The organism is Cryobacterium sp. MP_3.1, from assembly GCF_035984795.1.
GTDB lineage: Bacteria > Actinomycetota > Actinomycetes > Actinomycetales > Microbacteriaceae > Cryobacterium > Cryobacterium zongtaii.
Genome location: NZ_JAXCHV010000035.1, coordinates 21290 through 33846, shown reverse-complemented (window position 1 = coordinate 33846; position 12557 = coordinate 21290). Strand labels below are relative to the sequence as shown.

Genomic DNA, 12557 nt, shown 5'->3' with positions numbered 1-12557 from the left:
AGGGCGACGAGGAACTCGGCCTGCCGGGCCTGCGCGATGGCGATGGCGCGGGCCTCGACCGCGATCAGCTCGGTGCGGCGGGCCAGCTCCGAGCAGACCAACTCGTCCAGCGCCGGATTGGGCACGTACGGCTCGAAAGCGGCGGGCTCGGCTGCGTCGGGCTCGGCTGCGGCAGGTTCGGTCGCGGCAGGTTCGACTGCGGCAGGTTCAGTCGCGGTGGATTCGGGCGGGCTGGTTTCCGTCGATCCGGTTTCTGTGGGGTCGACGGGGGAGGGGGTGGAGCCAGGTGGAGCGGACTCCGGAGAGTGGTCGTCATCATCCGGAGCGGGCGGTACTGCCTGGTCGGGGTTACTCATGATGAGATCGTCTCACCAACCACTGACACTGCAGAAGGTTCCGCGAGCTGGGAGAAAAGCCCCAGAAATCGCGAGATTCTGGGGCTTGACTCACAGTTCGCGAGAGGGGAATCAGGGGGTCAGGACGACCTTGATGCAGCCGTCGTCCTTGGCGCTGAAGGTCTCGTACATCTCCGGGGCGCGATCCAGCGGCACCCGGTGGGTGACGAGGTCCATCACGCCGAGGGGGTCGGTGGGGTCCTCCACCAGGGGCAGCAGGTCGCCGATCCAGCGCTGCACGTTGCACTGGCCCATCCGCAACTGGATCTGCTTGTCGAACATGTTCATCAGCGGCATCGGGTCGGCCACACCGGAGTACACGCCGCTCACCGAGACCGTGCCGCCGCGACGCACGAGGTCCAGCGCCATGTGCAGCGCGGCCAGGCGATCAACACCCACCGTGGTGAAGACCTTTTTGGCCACCGCATCCGGCAGCAGCCCTGCGGCGTACTGGGTGAACGCGGCGGCGGGGTTGCCGTGCGCCTCCATGCCAACGGCGTCAACAACAGAGTCCGGGCCGCGCCCGTCGGTCGTGGCGCGCAGGGTGGCAACGATGTCGTCGTCGAGGTCGAACACCTCCACACCGTGCCGGGCGGCCATCTCGCGCCGCTCCGGCACCGGGTCCACGCCGAGCACCCGGAAGCCCAGGTGGCGTCCGATGCGGCTGGCGAACTGGCCCACGGGGCCCAGGCCGATCACGGCGAGGGTGCCGCCGGCGGGCACATCCGCGTACTGCACGCCCTGCCAGGCGGTGGGCAGGATGTCGCTGAGGAACAGGTAGCGCTCGTCGGGCAGGTCCGCGCCGACCTTGACCGCGTTGAAGTCCGCGAACGGAACCCGCAGGCGCTCGGCCTGGCCGCCGGGAACCGATCCGTAGAGCTCGCTGAAGCCGTAGAGGCTGGCGCCGGTGCCGGAGTCGCGGTTCTGGGTGGTCTCGCACTGGGTGGTGAGGCCCTGGTTGCACATGAAGCAGTCACCGCAGGCGATGACGAACGGGATGACGACCCGATCGCCCACCGAGAGGGTGGTTACGGCGGCGCCGACCTGCTCCACGATGCCCATGTTCTCGTGGCCGAGAACGTCGTTCTTGGCCAGGAACGGCCCCATCACGTTGTACAGGTGCAGGTCTGAACCGCAGATGGCCGCTGACGTGATGCGGATGACCACATCCGTGGGCTTTTCGATGACGGGATCGGGGACCTCGATGACCTCGACCTTTTTGGTGTTCTGCCAGGTGAGTGCTTTCACGGTGTCCTCTTCTTGGTGCGATCGGGCCGCGGTTGCGGTGCCGCCCGGGTGGGGCGAATCTGACCAGCCTTGTTCAGGCAGAGGAGAAACTCAAGGAAGCTGGACGTATCTCCAGGCTTGGCGCCGAGGCGTGACGAATCGGGGAATTCACCGTCGTACCAACGGGTGTGCGCCGCCGCAGGCGGGCCGCCGCGCCACTTTGATTGCCAATGGCTTGCATTGCAGCATATGCTGTTGTACATGGCAAACGACGTGGGAACACAACTCCGCAAGGGCGTGGTCGAATACTGCGTGCTGGGGCTTCTCCAACGCGAGCCGACCTACGGCTGGAAGATCTCGGAACAGCTCGTGTCCCTGGGGCTGATCGGAAGCATCGGCACCCTTTACCCGCTGCTCGGTCGCCTGCGGGATCAGGGCCTCATCATCGCTCAGGCCGACGAATCGGATTCCGCCCGGCCACGGAAGTACTACAGCCTCACGCCGGCGGGCCGGGAGCAGCTGGGTCAGTTCAGAACGCAATGGCAACCGTTCTCCGACGCCGTCAGCAGCATCATCGCTCCCGACGAGTCGTCCACCCCGCACCCGACATCGTCGGCAACCCCACCGAAAGGCACCAGATCATGAGCAGCACCGATTCGTTCAGCGCCTCAGCCCGTCGATACCTGGCCGAGCTCGAGTCCGCCTTGTCGGCGGCTCCCGCCGCCCTGCGTGCCGACATCCTCACCGACATCGCCGACGAACTGACCGGACTCGACGAGGATGCATCCCGGGCCCGGATCGCCGAGCTCGGCGACCCCCGGGTCATCGCGGCGGATGCGGCGGCCGAAGCCCAGGCACCAGGCCGCGCGGTGCCGGTATCCAGGGCCTATCCCACCGCCGCCGCGATCGTCCTCACGGCCGGGTGGTATTTCGTGCCGATTGTGGGCTGGATTGCCGGGCTGGTGATGATCGGTATGGGCAAGTTGTGGACTCCGCAGGTTCGCGTCGCGTCGGCGGTTGTATCTGTGGCCGCCGCCCTCGTTGCCCTGGCCGCGCTGCTGATCTGGCGCGGCACCGATCTGTGGCTTCTGGGATTGACGGTCTTCCTCCTGGTGCCGCTGATCGCCAACATCTTCGTGGGCGGCTACCTCCGGCGCCAATGGGGCGTGCCCGCGACGGCCTGACCCGCCGGGTCGGGCAGAAGTCGACCCCATCCCTATACCTAGAACTGCTAGGGTTCATGCATTGCAGCTCTAGGTATAGGAGGCGCCATGCGCATCGAGAAAGACCTGGTCGCCGCCGCGGCCACCCCGCTGGTGCTGGGAATTCTGATGGACGGCGACCTCTACGGTTACGCCATCCTCAAGCGGGTGGGCGAGCTCAGCGGCGGCAGCATGCAGTGGACCGACGGGATGCTCTATCCGTTGCTGCACCGCCTCGAACGGCTCGGCTACGTGACCTCGCTCTGGGGCACCTCCGACGCGGGCCGCCGGCGCAAGCACTACGCCATCACCGACCTCGGCCGGGAACAGCTGGCCGAGCGGCAGGAGCAGTGGACCGTCGTAGCGGATGCCCTCCGCCAGGTCTGGCAGGACCGGCCCCGGCCGACGGCCGTGACGGAGGGGTGGGCCTGATGGACCTCGACGCCGACCTGGAAGCCCAGATCGACAGCTGGCGCGGCTACGTGCAGCGGCGACAGGCCATCGCCACCGCCGACGTGGAGGAGCTGGAAGATCACCTGCGCGAGCAGATCGAAGACCTGCTGGCCACCGGGCTCGACCACGACGAGGCCTTCCTTGTGGCGATCAAGCGGCTGGGCAACCTCGACGCCGTGTCCCGCGAATTCGCCCGGGAACACTCCGACAGGCTCTGGAAACAACTCGTGCTCCTGCCCGACGCCGCCGGCGACAGCCGCGCGCCGGCCTGGCGGGAACTCGCCGTGGTGGTCGGTTTCGCCCTCGGCGCGGGCCTGGCCGTCAAGGCCGGCCTCACCTGGTCCGACGGCGGCACGGGCCTGGTCCGAAACCTCGGCCTGCTGGTGTTCCCGTTCCTCGCCGCCTACTTCGGCTGGAAGCGCCGGCTCACCGTGCCCGTGGCGGCAACCCTCGTCGTCTCGTTCGCCGCCCTCGCGGTGCTGCTCAACGTCTACCCGTTTGCCGCCGGCGGCTCCACCGAGTTGCTCGCCGCGCTGCACGCCCCGGTGCTGCTCTGGATGCTGGTCGGCCTCGCCTACGTCGGCGGCCGCTGGCGCTCCGATGCCCGACGGATGGACTTCGTGCGGTTCACTGGCGAGCTCGCGATCTACTACACGCTGCTCGCCCTCGGCGGAGCCGTGCTCATCGGGCTCACCGTCGCGGTGCTGTCCGCCGTGCGCGTCGAGCCCGGCCCGGTGCTGACCGGCTGGATCCTGCCGCTCACGATACCCGGCGCCCTCGTCGTGGCCGCCTGGCTGGTCGAGGCCAAGCAGAACGTGGTCGAGAACATCGCCCCGGTGCTCACCCGGGTGTTCACCCCGCTGACGATCATCATGCTCCTGGCCGTGCTCGCGGTGCTGGCCACCGCCGGCGGGCTGGGCACCGTCGAACGCTACCTGCTCATCCTGATGAACGCCATCCTGGTGCTCGTGCTCAGCCTGCTGCTCTACTCGATCTCCGCCCGCGATTCCCTCGCCCGGCCCGGCGTCTTCGACGTGCTCCAGCTGGTGCTGGTGATCGTGGCCCTGGCTGTCGATGCCGTCATGCTCACGGCGATGCTCACGCGCATCACCGAGTTCGGCTTCAGCCCCAACAAGATCGCCGCGCTCGGCCTCAACCTGCTGCTCCTGGTGCACCTGGTGCGTGCGGCCTGGCTCACTATCGGGTTCCTGCGCGGGCGACGCGCGTTCGCGGCACTCGAACACTGGCAGACCCGGTACCTGCCGATCTACGGGCTCTGGGCGCTCATCGTGGCCGTGGTCTTCCCGCTGGTCTTCGGCTTCGCTTGATTCCGGGCTAGGCGGTGTGGGTGGCCGGGCCGGACGACCAGCCGGAGACATGGAGTCGCTCGAAACCTTCCAGGAGTAGGTCGAGGGCGAATTCGAACTCGAACCTGTCGTCACAGCCGTGCGCCACGACCGAATCGTCGTGGGCCGCCGCAGTGCTGATCTGCAGGATGTGGGGATACCGCTCCGCCATCGCCTGTATTCGGGCGGTCTGCACGGCGACGTCGACGGGTGGCCGGGCCGGGTCGGCGGATGCGTCGAAGAGCTCCTGGGTGAACCCCCACATGCGGCTGCCCAGGGCGTGCATCACGTGGTGGGTGAGGTCCGCCGAGAACCCGCCGGCCAGGAACATCCCGATCGTCGACTCCAGGTAGTCCAGCACCGCCGGGGTGTGCGTGGTGCGCGACTCGAGCACCGATCGGGCCCACGGATGCCGCAACAACATCTGGCGGGCCGAGAGCACCCGCAGGCGCACCGCGGTCTTCCACTCGGTGTCCGGGGCCGGCGGGTCGATCTCGGCGACGATCACCTCGACCATCCCGTCAAGCAGCTCGTCCTTGTTCGCCACGTGCTTGTACAGCGCCATCGGCACAACGCCGAGCTCCTCGGCTAGCCGGCGCATGCTCAGCGCCTCGATGCCGACCTGATCGGCCAGCCCGATGGCGGCCTGCAGCACCCGATCACGATTGAGGCGCACCCGCGGGACCACCAGAGCTTGAGCCATGTGAGCTCCCTTTGAACGAGATCAGTCCTGCCCATTGACAGGAGTACAGCGTACACCTTAGAGTCGCTGCATCCGAGTGTACGCCGTACACCTCAACCGTGAAGGAGCTCTCATGTCTCCCATCCGCCGAACCGCAATTCTCGCCGGTGCCCTCTTTCTCCTCACCGAAGTCGGCGCGATTGTCGGCCGTCTGCTCTATGCCCCGGTGCTCAACACGCCCGGTTATGTCCTCGGCACCGGCCGCGACCCGATGGTGGCCGTCGGCGTGCTGTTCGAGGTCCTGCTCGTGATCGCCGTGGTCGGCACCGGGGTGGTCCTCTATCCGGTGCTCCGCCGCCAGAGTCCGACGCTGGCGCTGGCCTACGTTGCCGCGCGCATCCTCGAGGCCGCGATCATCCTGGTGGGCACCCTCAGCCTGCTCACCGTGCTGATGCTGCGGCAGCAGCCGCCCAGTGTTGACGACAGCGCGCTCGAGGCCGTCGCCGCCGCGTTGCTGGCCCTGCAAGACGGCACCCTGCTGTTCGGTCCCGGCTTCGCGCTCGGCATCGGCTCGATCCTGCTGGCCACCCTGATGTTCACCTCCCGCCTTGTGCCTCGCGCCATCGCTGTACTCGGCCTGGTGGGTGGAGCCATCATCACCCTCTCGACGGTGCTGGTGATCTTCGGCCTGTATGGCCAGTTCTCCCCGACCGGGCTGCTCGTTGCGCTGCCCGTGTTCGCCTGGGAGGTGTCGCTCGCCCTCTGGCTGATCCTCAAGGGCTTCAACACCGACGCCGTCGAGCGGATGCAGCAGCGCCGAGTCGGCGCCGACCCGGTTGGAGTGACCTCGTGAGGGCCGCGGTCTACCGGCGGTTCGGCCCCGCCGACGTTGTCTCGGTTGAGGAGATCCCCACCCCGGCGCCCGGGCCCCAGGAGGTGCTCATCCGGGTGCTCGCCAGCACCGTGAGCGCCGCCGACCACCGGGCCCGCTCCCACGACGTGCCGAAGGGCCTCGGCCTCCTGGCCGGGGCCGGCCTGGGGTTCTTCAGGCCCCGTCGGCGGGTGCTCGGCATGGACGCCGCCGGGGTCGTCGCAGCGGTGGGGGAGAAGGTCACCAGGTTCGCGCCCGGCGACGAGGTCATCGCCATGCTCGGCGCGAAGTTCGGCGGCCACGCCGAGTATGCCCGGATCGGGCAGGACGGACCGATCACGGCCAAGCCGGCCGGCCTGGGCTTCGATGAATCCGTCGCCCTCGTCTTCGGCGGCATCACCGCGCGGGTCTTCCTGAACCGCGCCGACATCCAGCCGGGCGCGCGAGTGCTGGTCAACGGGGCATCCGGCGCCGTCGGCACCGCGGCCGTGCAACTGGCCAAGAACCTCGGTGCGCACGTGACCGCGGTCTGCGCGGCGCGGAACGCCGCCCTGGTCACCGACCTGGGCGCCGACAGGGTGATCGACTACCAGAGCTCGGACTTCACGACCGGATCCGACACCTATGACGTGATCATGGACTGCGTCGGCAACGCGTCCTTCGACAGGGTGCAGCGGCTGATCACCCCCGGCGGAGCCCTGCTGGCCGTCATCACCGACCTGACCGGTCTCCTGCGCGCGAAGTCCCGCACTCGCCGGAGCGGCAAGCTGGTCAGCGCCAGCGGTGTCGACTACCGGGCCGAGGACCTTCGGTTTCTCGTGGGCCTCGCGGAGCAGGGCAACCTGCGACCGGTCATCGACCGCAGTTACGACCTTGACGAGATCGTGGCCGCGCACCGCTTCGTCGACGCCGGCCACAAGCGGGGCAGTGTCGTGCTGCGCATCTCCGGATCAGGCTAGACCGGCCTCAGGCCAACGCCCTCAGGCCAGCGCAGCCAGGGCCTCGCGGGCGCGCTGCATCGACGAACTGAGCCCCCACGTCGCCGACAACTGCTCCAGCGCGGCGGCCTGCTCGGGTGTGCTCTGGCGGATGCGGGCGTCGAAGTCCGGCAGGTCCAGGTCACGCACGACGTTCACCACGGTCGGGGCCACCGTGAGGTAGTCCGCGGCGGCGAGGATCTTCGCGCGCACGGAGGCGCCCAGCTTCACATCGGGGTCGGCCGCCGCCGCCACGATCCCGTCGAGGTCGCCGTACTCGGCCAGCAACGTGGCCGCGGTCTTCTCGCCCACCCCGGCCACGCCGGGCAGGCCGTCGGAGGCGTCGCCGCGCATGGCGGCGAAGTCGGCGTACTGCGCCGGGGTGACGCCGGTCTTGGCCGTCAGCGTCGCGTCGGTCAGAAGCTCCAGCCGGGCCATGCCGCGGCCGGTGTAGATCACCCGAACGTCCCGGGTGTCGTCGACGAGCTGGAAGAGGTCCCGGTCGCCGGTGATGATGTCCACCGGGATCGACGAGTGCGAGGCGAGGGTTCCGATCACATCGTCGGCCTCGTGCTGGGCGGCGCCGATGATCGGGATGCCGAGCGCGGTGAGCACCTCGCGGATGATCGGCACCTGCGGGGTGAGCAGGTCGGGCACAACCTCGATCGCGGGGTCGGCGGCCACCGAAGGCTCGGCGGCGACCCGATGGGTCTTGTAGGTGGGGATGAGATCGACCCGCCACTGCGGCCGCCAGTCGTCGTCCCAGCAGGCCACGATCTCGGTGGGCTGGAACTCGGTGGCGAGTCGGGCGATCATGTCGAGCAGACCGCGCACGGCGTTCACCGGTTCACCGGTGGGTGCGCGCACCGAGTCCGGCACGCCGTAGAACGCGCGGAAATACAGGGAGGCGGTGTCAAGGAGCATCCGGCGCTCGGGTTGAGTGGTCACGGCCGCATCTTGCCACACCTGAGGAACCGGCGCAGTGGCCGGCCGTGCCGCTAGCGTGCCTGGGCCACCAGCGCCTCGGCGGAGATGCTGCGGTTCACCACACCGGCGGCCGCCGCTCGCAGGGTGACCTCGTGAGTGCGGGCGTAGTCGCGGAGGGCGTCGAAGGCTTCGCTCATGGTGCAGGAGCGCACCTCGGCGAGAACCCCTTTGGCCTGCTCCACCAGAATCCGGGTGTCCAGAGCGAGGTGGAGCTGGGCGGCCACGACCTCGGGCTGGCGGAAACTACGCTCGTGCAGGATGCCGACTGTCGCGACATCCGCCAGGGCCTGGGCGAGCTGGGCGTCGCGGTCGCTGAGCGCGCCGGCCTCCGTGCTCAGCAGGTTCATCGCGCCGATGACCTCGCCGTGCAACCGGAGCGGGGTGGCGTGGGCCGCCCGAAAGCCCTGGTCAAGGGCGCTGCGGCGGAACCGCGGCCAGTCGCGGGGGTCGGCTTCGATGTCGGGAACGCTCACCACCGAACCGGTCTGGTAGCAGTCGATGCACGGGCCGGCACCGGCGGCGACGATCATGACCTCGACGATTTCAGCCTCTTCGCTGGTCGAGGCCACCAGTTCGAGCATCCCCGTGCCGTCGGCCAGGAGGATGCCGCCTGCCTGCACGTCGAGAAGCTGGGTGCAGGTGTAGACGAGGGTGGACAGCAGATCGACGATGTCGTAGTCGGCGACCAGGCTGCCGGCCACGCGCACAAATGCGTCGTTGATTCTCTCTTCACGGGTGCTGTCAGCCGCGTGGTCTGTGTCGTGCATGTCTACCTACTCTGGGAGCTCTGCGAAATTGAGGCGCCGGCTGACGACGGCGTGGGCAATCTCTTGGACGGTGTAAAGCGTAGGCCCGGATTCGTGAGAAAGCATCCGTTGCGTTGATATCCAGCTGGCCGAGAACCATCCCGGTGGCCTGGTGGATCTCCCGCCGGGATTCGATCGGTGCCTCATTGTCGGATGATTCGTGTTCGGCGAGGACTATCGCGCGGCGGAAGGCGGGCCCGGCGATGGCGCTGCACAGGGACTCGCCGAGCCTGACGGACTGGTTATCGAGCGCCCCGGGGGTGGTGCGGTAACAGGTGACAGTGCCGGTGCAGACCGCTCCCAGCATGAGGGGAAAGGTGAAGACGGCGCCCACGGTCAGCTCGGCAGCGCTCCGCAGGAATGCCGGCCACTGATCGGTCAGCGCGAGGTCGGGAACCGATATGAGCGATGCGGTCCGAAACGCATCGAACTGGGGACCTTCACCCAGATCGAACTGCATTTCCTCCAACCGGGCGGCCGTGGGGTCGGTGGCGTGGATCAGCGAGGCGCGGCGGTCCTGATCCATCACCGAAATGGCCGCACCCGTGATCGGCAGGAGCGCCAGGAACGGGGAGGCCAGCTGCCCGCCCGTCATTCGGGGTGTCCCCGAGACTTCACTCATCAGCACCGCCAGCCGTGTCCATAGTTACTGCCAAAAGGGCACGTGTCATCACAACGAGTCCGAACCTAAGGTCAACGTTAGTCCTGTCTGGCCCGGCTCAACCAGTCCGAACCGGCTGCGATTCCGCCTGCCCGGCGGTACTCTCGTGAGTCCCGACCCGCGGCGGCCGATGCTGCCGGCTCTCCTCACGGAAGGTTCAGCCCATGTCGCACTCCTCACCGGTTCCGGACGTGCCCGGCGGCGCCCCCGATGGTCGCGGCGAGACCCCGAATGAGCGCCTTGACCGCAACTGGAATGAACTCCTCCAAGAGCTCAGGGTCATCCAGACCGGGACCCAGATTCTCACCGGTTTCCTCCTGGCCGCGGTCCTCCAGTCCCGGTTCGAGGACCTCGATGTGTTCCAGCGCGACGTGTACCTGGTCCTGGTGGCGACCTCGGTGCTGACGACCCTGGTGGGCCTGGCTCCGGTGAGCCTGCATCGCGTGCTGTTCCGCAAGCACGCGAAGAGCCGCATCATCCGGTACACCGACTATTTCGTGCAGGCCACGCTCGCCGGGGTCGCCATCACGGTCGCCGGCATCGGTCTGCTCATTTTCGATCTGGTGCTCGGCCGGGCGTGGGGTGTGGCCTTCGCGGTGTTCATCCTCGTCGTTGTCGCGCTGCTCTGGATTGTGGTGCCGCGCATCATCCGTCGTTCGGCCTGACATCCTGGCCGTTCGGCGCCGCGAGCGGTACGGTCGAGCCATCATGAGACTAGGACCGCACCTCCATCGCATCGGCAACGACATCGTGGCCGTCTACCTCGTCGACACTCCCGACGGGGTGACCGTGATCGATGCCGGACTCGCCGGCCAGTGGCGGGACCTCCTCGCCGAGCTGACCGGCATGGGGCGCACCCTCAGCGACGTCAAAGGCGTCATTCTCACGCACGGTGACGGCGATCACGTCGGCTTCGCCGAACGACTCCGGCGCGATCACGGCGTGCCGGTGTACGTTCACCCGGGCGACGCGGCTCGCGCGAAGGGCGGCCCCAAGCCGGCGAACGGCCGTCAGTCGATGAAGCTGGGCGCCACTCTGGGGTTCGCGGCGTACTCCTTGCGCAAGGGCGGGATGCGCACCGCCTACCTGACCGAGACCGTGGACGCGAACGACGGGGACACGCTGGACCTGCCCGGTGCGCCCCGCATCATCGGCCTACCCGGGCATTCCGAGGGCAGCATCGCGATCCATGTGCCGATTGCCGACGCCGTCTTCGTGGGCGACGGGCTCACGACCCGGCACGTACTCACGGGCAAGACGGGGCCTCAGCCGGCACCGTTCACGGATGAGCCGGAGCGGGCGATCGCATCGCTTCGCGCCATTCTCCCCACGGGGGCCACCTGGGTGCTGCACGGACACGGCACCCCGTGGAACGCCGGCGTTGCGGCGGCCGTCACCGCCGTAGAGAAGGCCGCCCGGGTCTGACGCCAACTCAGACACCACCAATGCTTGACGTGACACCATCGTGGTGTCATGATGGTGGCATGGAACTTGGACCGTACGTCAATGACCTTCAGCGTCAGCTGGTGGATGCCGCGGAGAACGGTGCGGAGGACACTCGCGCCGTCGCCGAGCGCCTCGCCGCCGGGCTGGATGCAGCGGCGCGGCTCGTGCTCCTCGACGTGCTGTCGGCCGCGGTGGGCGAAATTACCCGCGACCTCGCCCCCGGCTCCGTCGACCTGCGGCTGCGCGGCCGCGAGATCGAGTTCGTCGTCACCGCGCCGAACACCGAGCCGGAGAGCGACGAGCGGCCCGCCGCATCCGTCGACCTCGACGAGGCGAGCACCTCTCGCACCACCCTCCGTCTGCCGGACGCCCTCAAGGCGCGGGTGGACGAAGCGGCGGCGGCCGACGGTCTGTCGGTGAACACCTGGCTGGTGCGTGCGACGGCGGCCGCTCTGCAACCCAAGCAACGCCGTTCCGTGCAGCGCACCCTGCGCACCGGCGACAACTTCGCGGGCTGGGCGCGCTAACCCGCCCAGCACGCTGAATACTCCAACCACGCGCACCCGCGGGGTCGGTCCGTCGTACCCACATTGCACAGCCCACATTGCATAGCCCACAGAGAGGGACGCATCAGCATGCCCACCTACAACACCCCCAACCCGATCGACCTCGCCATCCACCTGCCGGTCGGCGCAATCGACGTCGTCGCCAGCGACCGAACCGACACCGTCGTGACGGTGTCACCCACCAGCCCGGCCAGGGCAGTCGACCGCCGCGGTGCCGAGGAGACCAGAGTGGACTTCGACGGCCAGCGTCTCACCGTCACCGGCCCGAAGCCCCGCTTCAGCATCATCGGCCCCAGCGAGTCGGTGGACGTGCTCATCGAGCTGCCGATGGGATCGCGGCTCACTGCCGAGATTTCATCGGGCAATGTGCGCGCAACCGGACGCCTCGGCGCCACCCGGATCAAATGCTCGAACGGTGCGGCGGAGGTCGATACCACCGGCGACCTGTGGCTGCGCGCCGGCAACGGCAACGCCACCGTCGGCGCCGCCGAGGGAGACATCGAGATCACCGCCGATCACGGTCAGCTCCGGATCGGCACTGTCACCGGCAACGCGATCCTCAAGGCATCGCACGGCAACATATCGGTGGGGGAGTCCGGCGGCGATCTCGACGCGAAGCTCTCCTACGGCGACCTCGAGATCACCCGGGCGCTCGCCGCCGTGTCGGCGAAAACCGCCTACGGCAGCATCCAGCTGGGAGAGATCTCGAGCGGGTCGGTGCAGGTCGAGAGCGGCTTCGGCCAGGTCAGCATCGGTGTGCGTCCCGGCGTTCCCGCCTGGCTCGACCTGGCCTCCAAGAACGGCCGCCTGCGCAACGAGCTCGACGGCGACAGCGCCCCAGACCCGACCGAGCAGACCGTGGCGGTGCGTGCGCGCACCGCGTTCGGCGACATCGGCATCCACCGCGCGCGCTGAGTGCGCGCACCGAAGCGAAGGGT

The 12557-nt window shown here is 68.5% G+C and carries 15 protein-coding genes and 1 pseudogene; 10 read left to right on the top strand and 6 right to left on the bottom strand.

Annotation, left to right across the window (positions count from 1 at the left end; genetic code table 11):
• Together RCH12_RS16320 and RCH12_RS16315 are read right to left on the bottom strand one after the other, a co-directional pair.
• Window positions 1–356: pseudogene (locus RCH12_RS16320) on the bottom strand (hypothetical protein); the annotation flags it as partial.
• A gap of 111 nt (window positions 357–467) precedes the next feature.
• The gene (locus RCH12_RS16315) at window positions 468–1643 is read right to left on the bottom strand and encodes an alcohol dehydrogenase catalytic domain-containing protein (protein ID WP_327017570.1); all 1176 of its coding nucleotides are present in this window, start codon (window positions 1641–1643) and stop codon (window positions 468–470) included.
• Window positions 1644–1883: 240 nt separating this feature from the next.
• Here RCH12_RS16315 and RCH12_RS16310 point away from each other — a divergent pair, with 240 nt between their 5' ends.
• The 4 genes from RCH12_RS16310 to RCH12_RS16295 all read left to right on the top strand — a co-directional run bounded on the left by RCH12_RS16310 (window position 1884) and on the right by RCH12_RS16295 (window position 4605).
• Entirely contained in the window at window positions 1884–2267 is a 384-nt protein-coding gene (locus RCH12_RS16310; RefSeq protein ID WP_327017569.1) for a PadR family transcriptional regulator, read from the top strand.
• Window positions 2264–2806: an HAAS signaling domain-containing protein gene (locus RCH12_RS16305; protein ID WP_103430852.1), complete on the top strand. Its 543-nt coding sequence runs from the start codon at window positions 2264–2266 to the stop codon at window positions 2804–2806. Before RCH12_RS16310 ends, RCH12_RS16305 begins: the two co-directional genes overlap by 4 nt.
• A gap of 87 nt (window positions 2807–2893) precedes the next feature.
• Complete coding sequence (locus RCH12_RS16300; protein ID WP_327017568.1) at window positions 2894–3256, top strand: PadR family transcriptional regulator; 363 nt, start codon at window positions 2894–2896, stop codon at window positions 3254–3256.
• Window positions 3256–4605: a permease prefix domain 1-containing protein gene (locus tag RCH12_RS16295; protein ID WP_327017567.1), complete on the top strand. Its 1350-nt coding sequence runs from the start codon at window positions 3256–3258 to the stop codon at window positions 4603–4605. Before RCH12_RS16300 ends, RCH12_RS16295 begins: the two co-directional genes overlap by 1 nt.
• A 7-nt stretch (window positions 4606–4612) precedes the next feature.
• Here RCH12_RS16295 and RCH12_RS16290 read toward each other — a convergent pair whose 3' ends face one another.
• Window positions 4613–5326, bottom strand: a complete 714-nt coding sequence (locus RCH12_RS16290; protein ID WP_327017566.1) for a TetR/AcrR family transcriptional regulator C-terminal domain-containing protein — start codon at window positions 5324–5326, stop codon at window positions 4613–4615.
• Window positions 5327–5438: 112 nt separating this feature from the next.
• On the opposite strand from RCH12_RS16290, the gene RCH12_RS16285 reads away from it, so the two are divergent.
• The gene (locus RCH12_RS16285) at window positions 5439–6158 is read left to right on the top strand and encodes a DUF4386 domain-containing protein (protein WP_327017565.1); all 720 of its coding nucleotides are present in this window, start codon (window positions 5439–5441) and stop codon (window positions 6156–6158) included.
• Entirely contained in the window at window positions 6155–7135 is a 981-nt protein-coding gene (locus RCH12_RS16280; RefSeq protein ID WP_327017564.1) for an NAD(P)-dependent alcohol dehydrogenase, read from the top strand. Before RCH12_RS16285 ends, RCH12_RS16280 begins: the two co-directional genes overlap by 4 nt.
• A gap of 21 nt (window positions 7136–7156) precedes the next feature.
• Here RCH12_RS16280 and RCH12_RS16275 read toward each other — a convergent pair whose 3' ends face one another.
• From RCH12_RS16275 to RCH12_RS16265, 3 genes are all read right to left on the bottom strand, one after another.
• Entirely contained in the window at window positions 7157–8077 is a 921-nt protein-coding gene (locus tag RCH12_RS16275; RefSeq protein ID WP_327017572.1) for a 5'-3' exonuclease, read from the bottom strand.
• A 74-nt stretch (window positions 8078–8151) separates the two neighbouring features.
• On the bottom strand, window positions 8152–8907 hold the full coding sequence (locus RCH12_RS16270; protein ID WP_327017563.1) for a GAF and ANTAR domain-containing protein: 756 nt from the start codon (window positions 8905–8907) through the stop codon (window positions 8152–8154).
• Entirely contained in the window at window positions 8882–9568 is a 687-nt protein-coding gene (locus RCH12_RS16265; protein ID WP_327017562.1) for a GAF and ANTAR domain-containing protein, read from the bottom strand. Before RCH12_RS16265 ends, RCH12_RS16270 begins: the two co-directional genes overlap by 26 nt.
• Before the next feature lie 203 nt (window positions 9569–9771).
• Between RCH12_RS16265 and RCH12_RS16260 the strand changes: the two genes are divergently transcribed.
• The 4 genes from RCH12_RS16260 to RCH12_RS16245 all read left to right on the top strand — a co-directional run bounded on the left by RCH12_RS16260 (window position 9772) and on the right by RCH12_RS16245 (window position 12534).
• On the top strand, window positions 9772–10272 hold the full coding sequence (locus RCH12_RS16260; protein ID WP_103430844.1) for a DUF6328 family protein: 501 nt from the start codon (window positions 9772–9774) through the stop codon (window positions 10270–10272).
• A 43-nt stretch (window positions 10273–10315) separates the two neighbouring features.
• Entirely contained in the window at window positions 10316–11032 is a 717-nt protein-coding gene (locus RCH12_RS16255; protein ID WP_327017561.1) for an MBL fold metallo-hydrolase, read from the top strand.
• Between the two features lie 59 nt (window positions 11033–11091).
• Complete coding sequence (locus tag RCH12_RS16250) at window positions 11092–11580, top strand: toxin-antitoxin system HicB family antitoxin (protein WP_088457638.1); 489 nt, start codon at window positions 11092–11094, stop codon at window positions 11578–11580.
• Between the two features lie 108 nt (window positions 11581–11688).
• Window positions 11689–12534 carry a DUF4097 family beta strand repeat-containing protein gene (locus RCH12_RS16245; RefSeq protein WP_327017560.1) on the top strand — a complete coding sequence of 282 codons (846 nt, stop codon included), beginning with the start codon at window positions 11689–11691 and terminating at the stop codon, window positions 12532–12534.
• Window positions 12535–12557: the final 23 nt, after the last annotated feature.

What these genes read in the sequence shown, in the direction of transcription:
- RCH12_RS16310 (WP_327017569.1), top strand. Translation starts at nt 1,884, where the DNA reads ATGGCAAACGACGTGGGAACACAACTCCGCAAGGGCGTGGTCGAATAC.
- RCH12_RS16305 (WP_103430852.1), top strand. Translation starts at nt 2,264, where the DNA reads ATGAGCAGCACCGATTCGTTCAGCGCCTCAGCCCGTCGATACCTGGCC.
- RCH12_RS16300 (WP_327017568.1), top strand. Translation starts at nt 2,894, where the DNA reads ATGCGCATCGAGAAAGACCTGGTCGCCGCCGCGGCCACCCCGCTGGTG.
- RCH12_RS16295 (WP_327017567.1), top strand. Translation starts at nt 3,256, where the DNA reads ATGGACCTCGACGCCGACCTGGAAGCCCAGATCGACAGCTGGCGCGGC.
- RCH12_RS16290 (WP_327017566.1), bottom strand. Translation starts at nt 5,326, where the DNA reads ATGGCTCAAGCTCTGGTGGTCCCGCGGGTGCGCCTCAATCGTGATCGG.
- RCH12_RS16285 (WP_327017565.1), top strand. Translation starts at nt 5,439, where the DNA reads ATGTCTCCCATCCGCCGAACCGCAATTCTCGCCGGTGCCCTCTTTCTC.
- RCH12_RS16275 (WP_327017572.1), bottom strand. Translation starts at nt 8,077, where the DNA reads ATGCTCCTTGACACCGCCTCCCTGTATTTCCGCGCGTTCTACGGCGTG.
- RCH12_RS16270 (WP_327017563.1), bottom strand. Translation starts at nt 8,907, where the DNA reads ATGCACGACACAGACCACGCGGCTGACAGCACCCGTGAAGAGAGAATC.
- RCH12_RS16265 (WP_327017562.1), bottom strand. Translation starts at nt 9,568, where the DNA reads ATGAGTGAAGTCTCGGGGACACCCCGAATGACGGGCGGGCAGCTGGCC.
- RCH12_RS16260 (WP_103430844.1), top strand. Translation starts at nt 9,772, where the DNA reads ATGTCGCACTCCTCACCGGTTCCGGACGTGCCCGGCGGCGCCCCCGAT.
- RCH12_RS16255 (WP_327017561.1), top strand. Translation starts at nt 10,316, where the DNA reads ATGAGACTAGGACCGCACCTCCATCGCATCGGCAACGACATCGTGGCC.
- RCH12_RS16250 (WP_088457638.1), top strand. Translation starts at nt 11,092, where the DNA reads ATGGAACTTGGACCGTACGTCAATGACCTTCAGCGTCAGCTGGTGGAT.
- RCH12_RS16245 (WP_327017560.1), top strand. Translation starts at nt 11,689, where the DNA reads ATGCCCACCTACAACACCCCCAACCCGATCGACCTCGCCATCCACCTG.